Genomic DNA, 14705 nt, shown 5'->3' with positions numbered 1-14705 from the left:
AAATCACATCCTCTCCATTAGTCTCTTGCTCTAGCGATAATGTGAATCGGCGTTCCTACGAAGCCAAATGATTCACGTAAGCGATTCTTCAAGAAACGCTCATATGAGAAGTGCAATAATTCTGGATCGTTTACAAACACAACAAATGTCGGTGGTTTTACCGCAACTTGTGTTGCATAGAAAATTTTCAGACGGCTACCATTATGAGTTGGCGTCGGATTCATCGCTACCGCATCCATAATTACATCGTTTAATACGTTCGTTTGAATACGGATACTATGACTTTCATTTACCTCATCGATAACCGGTATTAATGTTTGTGTACGTTTTCTTGTTTTTGCAGATAAGAAAACAATTGGTGCGTATTCTAAGAATTGGAAATGAGCACGAATATTTTCTTCAAATGCTTTCATTGTTTTTTCGTCTTTTTTCACTGCATCCCATTTATTTACAACGATAACAACAGCTCGCCCTGAATCATGAGCATATCCAGCGATTTTTTTATCTTGCTCAATAATTCCTTCTTCACCATCTAAAACGACTAAAACAACGTCAGAACGTTCAATCGCTCTTAGCGCACGAAGTACACTATATTTTTCTGTACTTTCATACACTTTTCCTTTTTTACGCATACCAGCTGTATCAATAATTACATAATCTTTTCCATCTTTACTATATGGTGTATCGACAGCATCACGAGTTGTTCCTGCTACATTACTAACAATTACACGCTCTTGACCAAGAAGAGCATTTACAAGTGATGATTTCCCTACGTTTGGACGTCCAATTAAAGAGAAACGAATTGTGTCTTCATCATATCCGTCTTCTTCAATCTTTGGAAAATGTTGTGCAGCTTCGTCTAGTAAGTCACCTAATCCTAATCCGTGTGTACCTGAAATTGGGAATGGTTCGCCAAATCCTAATGCATAAAAGTCATAAATGTCACTGCGCATTTCCGGATTGTCCACTTTATTTACTGCAAGTACAACCGGTTTATTTGAACGATATAAAATTTTTGCAACTTCTTCATCAGCTGCTGTTACACCGTCACGACCGTTTGTCATAAAAATGATAACATCCGCTTCATCAATTGCTACTTCAGCTTGTTGACGAATTTGTGTCAAAAACGGCTCGTCTCCAATATCAATTCCGCCCGTATCAATAATGTTAAATTCATGATTTAACCATTCTCCAGCGCTATAAATACGATCGCGCGTTACACCTGGAATATCTTCTACGATTGAAACTCTTTCTCCAACAATTCTATTGAAAATAGTAGATTTCCCTACGTTCGGGCGACCTACTATCGCTATTACTGGTTTCGGCATATACTTTCATCCTTTCAACTTGCTTCTGTTTATTATGTAAAAAACCCTTCTTTGTGCAAGAAGGGATTTGCATTCCAGAATATTTCTCAACGTATCAAAACACCTCACATTATAACACACGTTGCTAATGTTTCACAATAATATATACATTCTCTTGTAAGCGATGTGCAATGCCATCTAAAATTGCCTCTAAATTATTTGCAACAAATTCTAGTTCCTCTGTCGATTCGCAAACGAATAAAGGAGCACCACCTGCAAATTTTTCTGGAGTCGTTGTTATAACTGCCAGAATAACGCTTTCTAACATCATCTCTTATCTCCCCTTCCTTTCGGGGCTTCCGATGACATATGGACAGCACTTTCTAACGTTGGTACATTTCCTATGACACCTATCGCTTTCTCTGCATCTTGATCTTGCGGCAGGACAAAAATCCCAACCCTGCCATCCTCTAAATCACGCTTTGCTAACGGTACAAGCGCTGGTGTACCAGAATCTCTATAAATCCCTAACGCTACTGAAACATCGTGTAAAATAGCTTGTCGTTGCCCTAAATTTGAGATTGTAACCATCGCATCAATTGATTTCGGCTTTAAAATAAAACCCATACCATATTTCATAATTTCTTCTTGTCTTGCTGGCAATCCAATATTCATAATGTAAATATTGTCAATATAAAGCCCTGCTCCTTCAAAACGAAGCGGAACGTGCTCAATTTCAACAAGATCATGTAGCCTTTTACCAGACATTAATTTTTTCGCAATAAAAAATGCGATTATAGCCATAATTACTCCTGCAATCCATGAACGGAATCCTATATACGCAAACGTCGTTGCAAACGACGTTAACATTGCCAAATAGTTGCGACTTTCAAAAACCAATGCAATTCCTTCAATGTATGTATTTCCACGCGGTACGAGCTCATACCCATCTAATTGTTGAAGCGTATTTCTTTCCATATTACGTACATCACGAAATTGTGTCGCTGCTAATGTAAGAAATGTAATGGCAGAAAAATCTTTTTTCAAAATAGACGGGATTGCAATCGCTCCTAAAGCAGCTGCAATTAACCCCATTGCAATATGAATAATTTTCCCATGTAGCCTCGTCGGATATTGCCGTGTATCCGTCCGAAGCATTAGCACCCTTGTAACTGTCCCCGCTATTACGCCGCATAAAATGGCTGGTGTATATTCAGTCATGTATTACCCTCGCCTTTCTTTTACGTGTTTTTCTCTTAAACCGTTCCATGTATACTGATGCTTTTGCAATCCAAAACAATATTGCCATGAATAATGTAGAAATGGCGACGATATCAAAAAATGCTAAACTACCGTAATCATATGGAAAATTCAATTTCCTAAAAATAAATGTCACTAGCAGCTCTCCTTGTAACATCCCTACATATAGAGAACATAATCGTAATATGCGATCTCCATGCAATAACACCGATGCATACACAAGACCACTACTTAGCAGAAACACTCTATCCACCACAATCCAAATCGGATCATATATTTCTAACAGATGAAAACTTGTATATAACATTGTAATAATAAGCGCCGAAAGTAAGCTATATAATTTTTTCCAGACAGAATATAGCGTGATCCCTATAAAAGAAATAATACAAAGTAAAAGAGCATTTACTGATACCACGAATGAGGCGATCGTTACATGTAACGGAGAGCAAATTATAAAAATCAGTATACAAGCGCCTAACTTCCACCGAATAAGGTCCTTTTTCATAAAAAAGGTTACAATGATCCACCCTATCCAAGCTACAAAATAAAAAGTACTTCCATCCATCAACTTCACCTCCTATGTTTTCCATTATGGGAACTTTTTATGAAAGTTAATCCACTTTATTTACGCATAGTTTTTTCTTATAACAGCAACACTTTTAACAAGGAGGTGTTATTCATTATGGGTAAAGATCGCCAAGAACGAAAACTACGAGAATCACGCCGCGTTGAATCCGATCGTGATCAATCACTACAATATCCAGGTGCAACTGGACTTGATACACCAGAACAGGCTCGAAAACAAAACCAGCACTAATTAATGCAAAAAGACGGTTTCGATATTGTACGAAACCGTCTTTTACATAATCAGTTTAATGTTTTCTATTTATATTGAAATAATATTTCACACACTATATCCTCCCACTACTTCTTTTTATCTTCACCTATTCCTATTAAAAATTAAGTTCTCTCCAGTAATTCGACAACACACCATCTACATTTTTCAACCCTTTTTCAATTGAAATTTTTACGAAATGATATTTTTATATAATACTAATTCCTTTCTCCACTTTATATTACGAAAAAGAATAGAACAAAAAAAAAATCAACCGAACGGTTGATTTTTTATCTCCTACTATAATGCGCAGTATCAATACCACGCTGCATTAACCAATGATACGTTTCACCCTTTACAACAAGAGGTACAGATTGCAACTCTTCTATCGTTTTCGCACCAAGAGCTGTCATTATAAATTTCAAATCTGTATGTAGAAGCTCAATTTCATCCACTAACTTCTCGATACCATCTTGCATTAAAATACGTAAAAAGTAACCAGCAAACGCAGTTGTATTCGCCCCTAATGCGATCGCTTTCGCTACGTCAAGCGCTGTTTGTATGCCCCCAGATGCAATAAAAGAGAGGTTATTATTTGTAGAGGTTGCTTCAATAATCGAGGTTGCTGTTTGTATGCCCCAGTTATTAAAATAAGAAAGCATTCGCTGTCTTCTTTCATTTTCAACAGCAGCAAAATTCGTACCACCTTGCCCACCAATATCAATTGCTGTTACACCTACGTTCGCTAACTGCTGCACTGTTTCCTTACTCATCCCAAATCCAACTTCTTTTACAATGATAGGAACTTTACTATTTAAAACAATTTTCTCAATGCGCTGAAGTACTCCAGTAAAATCACGGTCTCCTTCTGGCATCGTTAACTCTTGTATGACATTTAAATGAATTTGCAATGCATTCGCTTCAATCATATCAACGGCACGCTCTGCCTGTTCGATAGTTGCCTCACTACCTAAATTAGCAAAGAAAATACCATTTGGATTTACCTTTCTGATCACCTTATAAGAAGCAGCTTCACTTTCATCTTTTAACGCCGCCATTTGCGAACCTACAGCCATAGCAAGGTTATGATGTTTCGCTACATATGCTAATTGCTCATTAATATGTAACGTTTTCTCTCCTCCACCACCAGTCATCGCATTGATAAAAATCGGCGAACTTAGTGAAAGTTCGCCGATTTTTGTTTCACATGTTATTGTGTCATAATTTGAATTTGGCAAGCTTTGATGCACAAAATCAATATCATGAAAGCCATGCGTACGAGACTGACCAGTAGAAAGAGCGTATTCAATATGATCTAATTTACGTTTTGCCCTTACCACTTGTACCCCTCATTATTTCTTTAATTTTTTCAGTTGTTCACCAATAATATCACTTAATTGGAAAGTAGCAGAATCAGCATTTGGCTCATACTGACTATAATCTTCAGTTACATTATTTTCCTCAAGCGCTTCTTTTATACTTAAAGAAATACGTTTCTCTGCTACGTGAACTTCAAGTACTTTCACTTTTACTTCTTGTCCCATTTCCAATACTTCATTCGGATTTTTCACGTGACGATTTGCAATTTGAGATACGTGTACAAGTCCTTCAACGCCCGGTAAAATCTCAACGAATGCACCAAATGTAACAAGGCGTTTTACTACTCCCTCACGAATATCTCCAGCTTTTATTTCGCCAGCAACGTTTTCCCAAGGTCCTGGTTGAGCTGCTTTAATTGATAAAGAAATACGTTGTGTATCAGCATCAACAGATAACACCTTTACCTTAACCTTTTGACCTTGCTCTAACACTTCAGAAGGTTGCTCTACACGTTCGTGTGAAATTTGTGAAATGTGAACTAAACCGTCCACTCCACCAACATTAACGAATGCGCCAAAGTCAGTTAATCGTTGTACTGTTCCTTCAACAACGTCCCCTTCTTTTAATGAAGAAATTGCTTCTTTTTTCTTAGAATCTAGTTCTAATTCTACTACCGCTTTATGCGAAAGGATTACACGATTTTTTTCACGGTCTAATTCAACAATTTTCACCGCTAATGTTTTACCTTTATAGTCAGTAAAGTCTTCTACATAATGTACTTCTACAAGTGAAGCTGGAATAAAACCGCGAACACCAAGGTCCACAACTAATCCGCCATTCACAATATCTTTTACAGTAACATCAAATACATGACCAGAAGTAAATTTCTCTTGTAGTTCTACCCATGCTTTTTCTGCATCAACAGCACGTTTAGATAAGACAAGATCATCTTCTTCTAATTTAATAATTTTCAACTCTAGTGTTTGATCTAATTCTACAACATCGCTTGCTTTTTCAATATGAACGTTAGCTAATTCACTAATTGGAATTACGCCATCTGTTTTGTATCCAACATTTACAAGCACTTGTTTCTCTTCAACCTTCGTTACAGAACCTGTAACAACGTCACCAACTTGTAATTCTTTTGAATCCATAACTTCTTCATTCATTTTCTCTACCATGGAAATACCTCCCTACAGAATTGACAAAGCATTTTTTATGTATATACGAAATGAAAACAAAGTTTTCATTTGCATGTTTAAGAATTTCTCATCACATACTCTTTTTCAATAACATTCACAAGAAAATATATTAAACCTATATAAATAGTATACAGCAAAACCAGCTTGAAAAAAGTATGTTTTGAAATATAATAGCGAATATATTCTGACAGTTTCATTCCTCTTTAACTAACTTCTTACAAATCAGCTCATTTGTCAAGGAAAGAGACTCACAATTCACGTATCCTTTACATTTCTATTTAAACAAAAAAAGAAAGAGGATTATCCCCTTTCTTTATTTCGCAAACACTCCAGAAACAATGCTCATAATTTTTTGGACAACTTCTTCAATTGATAAAGAAGTCGTATCTAATTCCAATGCATCATCAGCCTTTTTTAGTGGAGAAACTTCGCGTTCTGAATCTAATTTATCACGCTGAGCAATTTCTTCTTTTAGCTGCTCTAAATTAGAATCGAAACCTTTATTTAAATTTTCTAAATGCCTTCTTTCCGCTCTTTCTTCAACAGAAGCAAGCATAAAGATTTTCACTTCAGCATCCGGTAATACATGTGTACCAATATCACGGCCGTCCATTACAACGCCGCCTTTTTTCGCTAACTCTTGCTGACGACGTACCATTTCTTCACGAACAAGGCGATGTTTCGCTACAATAGATACTCGATTCGTCACATCAGGTGTACGAATTACTTCGGAAACATCTTGTCCATTTAAAAATACAAGCTGTGTATTTTCTCCTTGCTGAAACTCAATATTTACATTCTTTACAACTTCCATTAACTGCTCTTCATTTTCAATGTCTACTTTTTGTTGAAGGGCTGCATATGTAAGCGTACGGTACATTGCGCCTGTATCAATATAAACATAAGAAAGTTCCTTCGCAACAACTTTTGCCACTGTACTTTTCCCTGCAGCTGCTGGACCATCTATAGCAATTGAAATTCGTTTATCCATTGTAACACCTCATTTTTTCACTTATAAAACAAAACGAAAAGCAGGTGTTCACCCTGCTTCTTCTCATTTGCTTCGCGTCATTAAATCCTCAATTATTGTAGCATAATCCTTCATAGAAGAAAATGAAAACTACCGATTCACCTGCAAGATTTCCACTTTGTTTTTTACCATAACACCCTCATAATAAACAATTTTAGATAAATATTTCACTGATGACTTATGTATAAATAACAATTGTACAACAGAAAGACAAATGAATTGTATTATCAATATACGAATAAAAATTCTCTCCATCTTTTTCAACGTAATTTCTCCCTCCTATACTATATTTGCACATTTCGTTTCGTAATTTTATACATCGTACATATAGCAGTTAATTTTATTGTCATTTTCGAGGCATACTTTTATACATTTCCATTGTCGAATTTACTCAAAACATGTTATGTTCTAAATGTATTTTTTACTTGAAAGGGGTATAAGCATTGAAAAGAATCCTAGTTTTACACACAGGTGGAACAATTGCAATGGAGGAAGATAAAGAAACTGGGGTCGTACAACCAGGTAAAAAAAATCCTCTTTTAAAATTCATTCCTGATTTAGAAGGCGATGTTGATTTAATCGTTGAAGATGTGTTCCATCTACCATCTCCTCATATGACACCGAGCGAAATGTTACAATTACAAGTCATCATTGATGAAAGAGTAAAACAAGACAACATTCATGGCGTAGTTATTACGCATGGTACGGATACATTAGAAGAAACAGCTTATTTCTTAGATTTAACAGTACAAGCAACTATTCCGATCGTAGTGACAGGTGCAATGCGCTCTAGCAATGAGTTAGGTGCTGATGGTCTATATAACTTCTTATCAGCTGTAAAAGTTGCTAGTTGTGATGAAGCTGCAGAAAAAGGTGTTTTAGTCGTATTAAACGACGAAATTCATTGCGCTACAAATGTAACGAAAACACATACAAGTAATGTCGCAACATTCCAAAGTCCACAATACGGACCAATTGGAATGGTAACAAAACGCGGCGTTGTCTTCCATCACGCTTTAGTACATCGCGAATCATATACGATAAACAAAGTGTCTAAAAATGTAGTTGTTCTAAAAGCATATGCTGGCATGGATGATACATTATTAGCAGCAATCGAAAATCTTCCTGTAGACGGCATTGTTATCGAAGCTCTTGGACAAGGTAATCTCCCTCCAAGAACACTACCTAGCCTAGAAAGATTATTAAATAAAGGTATTCCTGTCGTATTAGTTTCTCGCTGTTTCAACGGTATCGTTCAAGACGTATATTCGTATGAAGGTGGCGGTAAACACTTAAAAGATATGGGCATTGTATTCACATACGGCTTAAATGCACAAAAAGCACGCATTAAATTACTTGTTGCATTAGAGAATACAAATTCTCATGAATCCATTCAAAATATGTTTATGCACGAATAAAAAGGAGCTGTCGAGATTTTCCCGACAGCTCCTTTTTATTTTTCTCTTGATGCAATGGTTTGCGCAATCGCATCTCCATGAAATCTACCGTTCTCGATAAATATTTCATTTGCATTATTTCCAGCAGCAATGACACCTGCAATGAAAATATTTTCAGCATTCGTTTCCATTCTATCCTCTGTATAAATTGGACGTCCTGTTTCTTCATCAATCTGAACACCCATCTTCGTTAAGAAGCTATGATCAGGATGATAACCAGTCATCGCAAATACAAAATCGTTTTTGATTGTAAAAGCTTCACCATCAACTGTAAACGTTAATGTATGCTCAGTAATCTCTTTCACATGAGCTCCAAAATGCATTTGAATTGTACCGTTTCGTACTAACGCCTCAAATTCCGGCAAAATCCAAGGCTTTATGCTTGGTGAATACTCACTTCCACGATACAGTACCGTTACACGTGCACCAGATTTAACAAGTTCTAACGCGGCATCTACACTCGAGTTTTTCCCACCTATAACTACTACATCTCGATCAAAATAAGGATGCCCCTCTTTAAAATAGTGAGCTACTTTCTTCAATTCCTCACCTGGAACATTCATATAATTTGGATTATCATAATATCCAGTTGCTACAACAATATATTTCCCTATATACATTTCCTTACTTCCATCACGCTTTGTCGTCTCAACCTGAAAAACTTCTCCATCTTTTTGAACTTTCTCCACTCGCTCAAAAGCATTTACACGTACAGATTTACGTTTTACTACTTCACGATAATACGCAAGCGCTTGATTTCGAAATGGCTTACGATTTTCTGTAATAAAAGCTACATCACCAATTTCTAATTTTTCACTAGAAGAGAAAAATGTTTGATGAGTTGGATAATTATAAATGGCATTTACAATGTTTCCTTTTTCAATTACTAACGGATTTATCCCTACCTTTTGCAACGAAATTGCAGCCGCTAATCCGCACGGACCGCCTCCGATTATAATAACTGTTTCTTTCTGCATACTCGTCCACTCCTAGTCTTCTACCAATGCACTATTTATAAAAACAAGAAAAAACCTACTTACAGCAGTAGGCACCTATCTTTATTGTATTCATTTTTCATATATTTGTCATCTAAACGAAACGTACATCCGATAGACATCTGCTAAAAACTGTTGAAATTTAATACCTTGTTTCCCTAATACATTCTCAGGATCAATCTTTCTAGCTGGATCAAGCGTTTTATGTGACACGATATCTTTTTTCGGATTTAAGCCAAAGTTTTGGCATAAATACGCATGATACCATGTAAAACGATTATACGCTTCCCAAAAGTTAACATCACCACCATAACAAAGTTCCACTCCAATGGCCGCCTTATTCGCGTCATAGCCATATAAGTCATTATCCGTCGGCACACCATATCGAACATGATACGCAACTTCATTTATAGGAATAATCTCCAATATTGTTTTATCATCTATAAATGTATGTGCCGAAGCTTTCGGTTGTAATTCATTAAAGTAATCTCGATTGCCTATCGCATTGCTTCCAGGATTCCCCGTATCATGGCTTACGATAAATCTCACTTTAGTCAGAGGAATCCCCGGTCGTGAACTTCCATATCCAATATAATTGCGCTCTATAGGAAACATCGCCATTGCTACCAACTCCCGCTCTAGAAGATTACCTTACTTCCTTATATATGTATTCGGTAGCAATGTCCTTATCGCATATTTCTTACGCGAAGAGAAAATCGAAAATATTTGAAGTGAACACCATAAACAACAAGATACTTACAGCCACTCCATAAAAACCGTAAAACCAAACACAATCTTCTTTCGTATCTAAACCGAAAAATTTATTTACCGATTGTAATAATGTGCCACGCTTGCTTTGTTTGTTTCGTAATACTTCCACTCGCTCTACAACATCTGCTGGCATCATAAATCTTTGGTCTACTGTCATTTTCATCATTTATCTCTCCTTAAAATCATTTCCGTTTTGTTTATCTAAGGAGAGTATAGCACGTTTGTTCGTGTAGAACAAGCGTTCTTTTTTATTTTTATTTTATTTTATTTTTCAGCAAGCCAAGTAAAAATTGAGATTACAACGGCAATAATCGGCCCTACTACAACCACACCAAATATCAGAAACAGTAGCCCTTCCCCGAACATCCGAACGGTACTTATTTTGCGAGCTTTCATCGTTCTTGCGAGTTCTCCCTCTAACCTATTAACCTTTTCTTCTAATTGTTCTACTCGTTCCAACATTTCATTCTCCATATACAACACCTCATTTAATACTTCAACAAAAAAACGTGATTCCCTCGAAAGGAAATCACGTTTTCTCAAGATATAATATTTTATACCCAACCTCTGAAGCGGCTTGCTTCAGCCATTTTACGAACACCAACCATGTACGCCGCTAAGCGCATGTTCACTTTACGAACTTGTGCTGTTTCATAAATAGAATCAAATGATCTTACCATTACTTTTTCTAAACGTTGTTCTACTTCTTCTTCAGTCCAGTAGTAACCTTGGTTATTTTGTACCCACTCAAAGTAAGATACTGTTACACCACCAGCACTTGCTAACACGTCTGGAACAAGTAAAATTCCGCGATCTGTTAAAATTTTAGTCGCTTCTAATGTTGTTGGACCATTTGCAGCTTCAACAACGATTTTCGCTTTAATATCATTAGCATTTTCTTCTGTAATTTGGTTCTCAATTGCAGCTGGAACTAAAATATCGCAATCAAGTTCTAACAATTCTTTGTTTGAAATTGTATTGTTAAATAACTTTGTTACTGTACCGAAGCTATCACGACGGTCTAATAAATAATCAATATCTAATCCGTTTGGATCATGTAACGCGCCGTAAGCATCTGAGATTGCAATAACTTTCGCACCTGCATCATGCATAAATTTAGCTAAGAAGCTACCAGCATTACCGAATCCTTGAACAACAACGCGTGCACCCTTAATATCAATGCCACGTTTTTTCGCAGCTTCGCGAATACAAATTGTTACACCTTTCGCTGTTGCTGTTTCACGTCCATGTGATCCACCTAGTACAAGCGGTTTACCTGTAATAAATCCTGGTGAATTAAATTCATCAATACGGCTATACTCATCCATCATCCATGCCATAATTTGAGAGTTTGTGAATACATCTGGAGCTGGAATATCTTTCGTCGGTCCTACGATTTGGCTAATTGCTCGTACATAACCGCGGCTTAATCTTTCTAACTCACGGAATGACATTTCACGTGGATCACAAATAATTCCACCCTTACCTCCACCATATGGTAAATCAACAATACCACATTTTAAACTCATCCAGATTGAAAGTGCTTTCACTTCATTTTCTGTTACATTCGGATGGAAGCGAATTCCACCTTTCGTTGGACCAACAGCATCATTATGTTGCGCACGATATCCTGTAAATATTTTAACAGTCCCGTCATCCATACGAACTGGTATTTTCACTGTCATCATACGAATTGGTTCTTTTAATAATTCATATACTTCGTTTGGATAACCCAATTTTTCTAACGCTTCACTAATAACAATTTGTGTTGAATTCAATAGTTCAAAATGTTGTTCCCTTTGTTGTTGTGTTTTTGTTTGAGTTCCCTTTTCGGCTACCATAGTAAGTAAACCCCCTGTAATTTCACTTGTTTAGTAAACCTTCATTGCCTAGTATACACCCTTAAATTTGGAATGCAATAGAAAACGCTAACAAATATATACAAACTATTTTCTATTGCAAGCGTTTTCACTATTATTATAGTCCTTTTATTACTTTTAGAAAAGTAAAATACTTAAATATTTAAATATTTTTTATTTCCATCAACCACACTCCCATAAAACTGCATATTTTATTTTCAAAAAGTATGTTCGAGTATTTACAATCATCCCTTCCCTTCTCCAAATAAGAACAAAACCTCAGCTATGTTGTATTAGCTGAGGTTTTGTTTTTTTACAAAGTAATTGTGTATTTGTTCTATCGCGTTAACATCCATTAATTCTTTACCGTACTCCATGATGCGATAAATGGTTGCTGTAGACGGATTACCGTATTCCGCTAAAATAGCTATAAAATCCGCCTTTAACAATTGAATTTGTTCCTCTTCTTCCACCCAAAGATAGAAGCGCTCATCCCACGTATATAGCTTTCCGCCAGTTACACCAAGGTTATATAAGCGATTCGACAGGTTAATTACGTCATCTAGCGTAGCAAACTCATATAATATATGCTCACTTTCATCTAGAGTCACTTGCATTTCAATAAACTCGTCACGGAACTCATCATCTGTATCTATTTCTTGATTTTCTTTCGTTACAATTACAACCATCCCTTGTGCTTGTAGAGAAAACACTTCAACTGCAATCGGACCATCTGCTTCAAATCCTAATTCCTTATTTGCTTCTTGCATCATATCACGAAATAATTGCTGTACTTTCGGTGCATTTCTCCATAAATCTTCTTTCGTTAATCCTCGTTCAGATAAATCATCAAATGTTAGAAAAATTTTTATCTTATTGTAATTTAATCGTTCCAGCCTCATCTCATACCCTCCCTACGTAACCAATGCATCTAATTTTTATTATATGAAATAGAAAATAGATGGTTCTTTTCGAACAACTATTCCGACATTTTTAACCATCCATCCCATTCTTCTTTCGTATCACCAATTAAGATTGTTTCAATGTCCAACTGGTTTAGAACGCCTAGCTTTCCGATAAATCCAACAGAAAGAGATTCCCTTTTTTCTTGTAATAAATTTATAAAGTTCATCGTCTTTTTCATTTCTTGTTCGTCAGCAAAAGATATAAATACATATTTCGGCTGTATTTCCTCTACCGCTGATAACATACCATCTTCAGCTAAGCTTGTCCTAATATATATCGCCTCATATCCTTTTAAGCGTAAATAAGTTGAAAAAATAAATCCTTTCAATGCATCCTTTTCTAACACAATAACTTTGTGTAAAGAGGAAAACATTGAGGCATTGTGATACACCATCCCTAGACGCGTTTGTAAAAATGATAGTGCATATTGAAATTGCACCATTGAAATCTCATTATTATTTTTTGACGTTAATAATTTGTCTGTCACTCGAAGAACAATACTGGCAACAACCTTCTCTGTTGAATATATACTAAAAGCTTCGTTTAATAATGCAGCAATTGTAATTTCATCAAATTTTAACAAAGCTTGTAGCAAATCGTCCACTAAAACAACTTCTTTATCGAAATGTATCTCTTTTTGAACTGTACTCTGCAAACGATTTTCTTCTAATAATTGAACTGCTTGTCCAATCATCATACCGGAAGAAACTTTTTCCATTAACCATTTTAAAATTTGAATATGCTCTTCTGCATATAAACGATGCCCAGCTTGATTCCGCTTTGGGGCAATAATTTGATATCGTCTTTCCCATGCACGAAGCGTACTCGGCTGAACTCCAATTATATTCGAAACGGCTTTTATATTGTATTTCCCATTAAGAGTTGGCATCATTTCCCTCCGCACAATGTAATGATGTGTGTTTGAGCAGGTGCTCGGAAACGAAGTGGTATCAATGTTGTTCCATACCCATTACTAACAAAGAGAATCGTATTTAAATGGTTATATACGCCACCTTTTAAATATTTTTTAGATGGGAATAATCGGATTTGCCCTCCATGCGTATGTCCACTTAAGACAAGTGAAATCTGTTCATTTCCAGACATTTTTTTTATTATATCAGGGTTGTGACTAACTAGGATACGAAAACCATCTTCTTTACAATCCGCCAATGCCAAATCTAGACGATCACGGTGCAATCCAACATCATCTATACCGAGCAAACAAATTTTCTCGCCTAATTCAGACTCAAATACCACTCTTGTATTATCTAAAACTTTTACGTTATTTTCTAATAATAACGCATCTAATTCATGATATTCTATCTCATAATCATTGTTTCCCCACACAAAATATACAGGAGCTACCTCTCTTAACTTTTGAATATTCGCAGAGATTTTTGATAAAGAGACACCTTTCTCTGCTAAATCTCCTCCGATAATTACGAGATCTACTTTTCCTTTTACTTGTTCAATTAACAAATTCGAAATGACTCTTCTATGAATATCAGAAATAAAAAACACATTTACTTTTTGAAAACTTTTCGGAAATTCTTTAAATACTAAAGTATGTTCCAACACCGTATTACGCATCGCTTCTTTATACATCACAAGAAGCAATAAAATCCCCATGCCTATGAGAGTACTGAATAATATAATCCATATCATATTTTTGACTCCCCTCCTCATAAAGATAATCCTAGGCT

Annotated in this window: 18 protein-coding genes; 2 read left to right on the top strand and 16 right to left on the bottom strand. The window is 35.9% G+C overall.

What is annotated here, in order from left to right; genetic code table 11:
• Positions 1-17 precede the first annotated feature (17 nt).
• The 4 genes from der to ACQGSG_RS01285 all read right to left on the bottom strand — a co-directional run bounded on the left by der (position 18) and on the right by ACQGSG_RS01285 (position 3132).
• The gene (gene der / locus ACQGSG_RS01300) at positions 18-1328 is read right to left on the bottom strand and encodes a ribosome biogenesis GTPase Der (protein WP_001125893.1); all 1311 of its coding nucleotides are present in this window, start codon (positions 1326-1328) and stop codon (positions 18-20) included.
• Positions 1329-1452: 124 nt separating this feature from the next.
• The gene (locus tag ACQGSG_RS01295; protein ID WP_000979059.1) at positions 1453-1638 is read right to left on the bottom strand and encodes a capping complex subunit for YIEGIA; all 186 of its coding nucleotides are present in this window, start codon (positions 1636-1638) and stop codon (positions 1453-1455) included.
• Positions 1635-2528 carry a YIEGIA family protein gene (locus ACQGSG_RS01290; RefSeq protein ID WP_000141596.1) on the bottom strand — a complete coding sequence of 298 codons (894 nt, stop codon included), beginning with the start codon at positions 2526-2528 and terminating at the stop codon, positions 1635-1637. The genes ACQGSG_RS01295 and ACQGSG_RS01290 overlap by 4 nt, the downstream gene beginning before the upstream one ends.
• Positions 2521-3132 carry a YphA family membrane protein gene (locus ACQGSG_RS01285; protein WP_325842234.1) on the bottom strand — a complete coding sequence of 204 codons (612 nt, stop codon included), beginning with the start codon at positions 3130-3132 and terminating at the stop codon, positions 2521-2523. Before ACQGSG_RS01285 ends, ACQGSG_RS01290 begins: the two co-directional genes overlap by 8 nt.
• A 117-nt stretch (positions 3133-3249) precedes the next feature.
• Here ACQGSG_RS01285 and ACQGSG_RS01280 point away from each other — a divergent pair, with 117 nt between their 5' ends.
• Positions 3250-3384, top strand: a complete 135-nt coding sequence (locus ACQGSG_RS01280; protein ID WP_000513900.1) for a YpzI family protein — start codon at positions 3250-3252, stop codon at positions 3382-3384.
• A gap of 308 nt (positions 3385-3692) precedes the next feature.
• Here the strand turns inward: ACQGSG_RS01280 and ACQGSG_RS01275 are convergent, their stop codons facing one another.
• The 4 genes from ACQGSG_RS01275 to ACQGSG_RS01260 form a co-directional block, all read right to left on the bottom strand.
• Positions 3693-4742 carry a type 2 isopentenyl-diphosphate Delta-isomerase gene (locus ACQGSG_RS01275; RefSeq protein WP_000251037.1) on the bottom strand — a complete coding sequence of 350 codons (1050 nt, stop codon included), beginning with the start codon at positions 4740-4742 and terminating at the stop codon, positions 3693-3695.
• Between the two features lie 12 nt (positions 4743-4754).
• Entirely contained in the window at positions 4755-5903 is a 1149-nt protein-coding gene (rpsA, locus tag ACQGSG_RS01270; protein WP_000229559.1) for a 30S ribosomal protein S1, read from the bottom strand.
• A gap of 334 nt (positions 5904-6237) precedes the next feature.
• Positions 6238-6915, bottom strand: a complete 678-nt coding sequence (gene cmk / locus ACQGSG_RS01265) for a (d)CMP kinase (protein WP_000361257.1) — start codon at positions 6913-6915, stop codon at positions 6238-6240.
• Between the two features lie 129 nt (positions 6916-7044).
• On the bottom strand, positions 7045-7218 hold the full coding sequence (locus ACQGSG_RS01260) for a YpfB family protein (RefSeq protein ID WP_000738057.1): 174 nt from the start codon (positions 7216-7218) through the stop codon (positions 7045-7047).
• A gap of 179 nt (positions 7219-7397) precedes the next feature.
• On the opposite strand from ACQGSG_RS01260, the gene ansA reads away from it, so the two are divergent.
• Positions 7398-8372 carry an asparaginase gene (gene ansA, locus ACQGSG_RS01255; protein ID WP_000822026.1) on the top strand — a complete coding sequence of 325 codons (975 nt, stop codon included), beginning with the start codon at positions 7398-7400 and terminating at the stop codon, positions 8370-8372.
• A 35-nt stretch (positions 8373-8407) separates the two neighbouring features.
• On the opposite strand, the gene ACQGSG_RS01250 is transcribed toward ansA, so the two are convergent.
• From ACQGSG_RS01250 to ACQGSG_RS01215, 8 genes are all read right to left on the bottom strand, one after another.
• On the bottom strand, positions 8408-9388 hold the full coding sequence (locus ACQGSG_RS01250) for a YpdA family putative bacillithiol disulfide reductase (RefSeq protein WP_001168510.1): 981 nt from the start codon (positions 9386-9388) through the stop codon (positions 8408-8410).
• Positions 9389-9496: 108 nt separating this feature from the next.
• Positions 9497-10027: a peptidoglycan recognition protein family protein gene (locus tag ACQGSG_RS01245; protein WP_001240655.1), complete on the bottom strand. Its 531-nt coding sequence runs from the start codon at positions 10025-10027 to the stop codon at positions 9497-9499.
• Between the two features lie 79 nt (positions 10028-10106).
• Complete coding sequence (locus tag ACQGSG_RS01240; protein ID WP_001983018.1) at positions 10107-10343, bottom strand: DUF3961 domain-containing protein; 237 nt, start codon at positions 10341-10343, stop codon at positions 10107-10109.
• A 98-nt stretch (positions 10344-10441) separates the two neighbouring features.
• Complete coding sequence (locus ACQGSG_RS01235) at positions 10442-10651, bottom strand: hypothetical protein (protein WP_000426768.1); 210 nt, start codon at positions 10649-10651, stop codon at positions 10442-10444.
• Positions 10652-10731: 80 nt separating this feature from the next.
• Positions 10732-12018, bottom strand: a complete 1287-nt coding sequence (gene gudB / locus ACQGSG_RS01230) for an NAD-specific glutamate dehydrogenase (RefSeq protein WP_000225173.1) — start codon at positions 12016-12018, stop codon at positions 10732-10734.
• Positions 12019-12329: 311 nt separating this feature from the next.
• Entirely contained in the window at positions 12330-12938 is a 609-nt protein-coding gene (locus tag ACQGSG_RS01225) for a genetic competence negative regulator (protein ID WP_001235397.1), read from the bottom strand.
• 77 nt (positions 12939-13015) lie between these two features.
• Positions 13016-13891, bottom strand: coding sequence for a MerR family transcriptional regulator (locus ACQGSG_RS01220; RefSeq protein WP_325842232.1), 876 nt, complete (start codon positions 13889-13891; stop codon positions 13016-13018).
• Positions 13891-14667, bottom strand: a complete 777-nt coding sequence (locus tag ACQGSG_RS01215; protein ID WP_000637799.1) for a metallophosphoesterase — start codon at positions 14665-14667, stop codon at positions 13891-13893. The genes ACQGSG_RS01220 and ACQGSG_RS01215 overlap by 1 nt, the downstream gene beginning before the upstream one ends.
• Between the last annotated feature and the right edge of the window lie 38 nt (positions 14668-14705).

It is taken from the genome of Bacillus sp. GMa5/1, from assembly GCF_050172015.1.
GTDB lineage: Bacteria > Bacillota > Bacilli > Bacillales > Bacillaceae_G > Bacillus_A > Bacillus_A cereus.
Note: the sequence above shows the minus strand (reverse complement) of the source record. Positions and strands in the feature narration are given on the sequence as shown.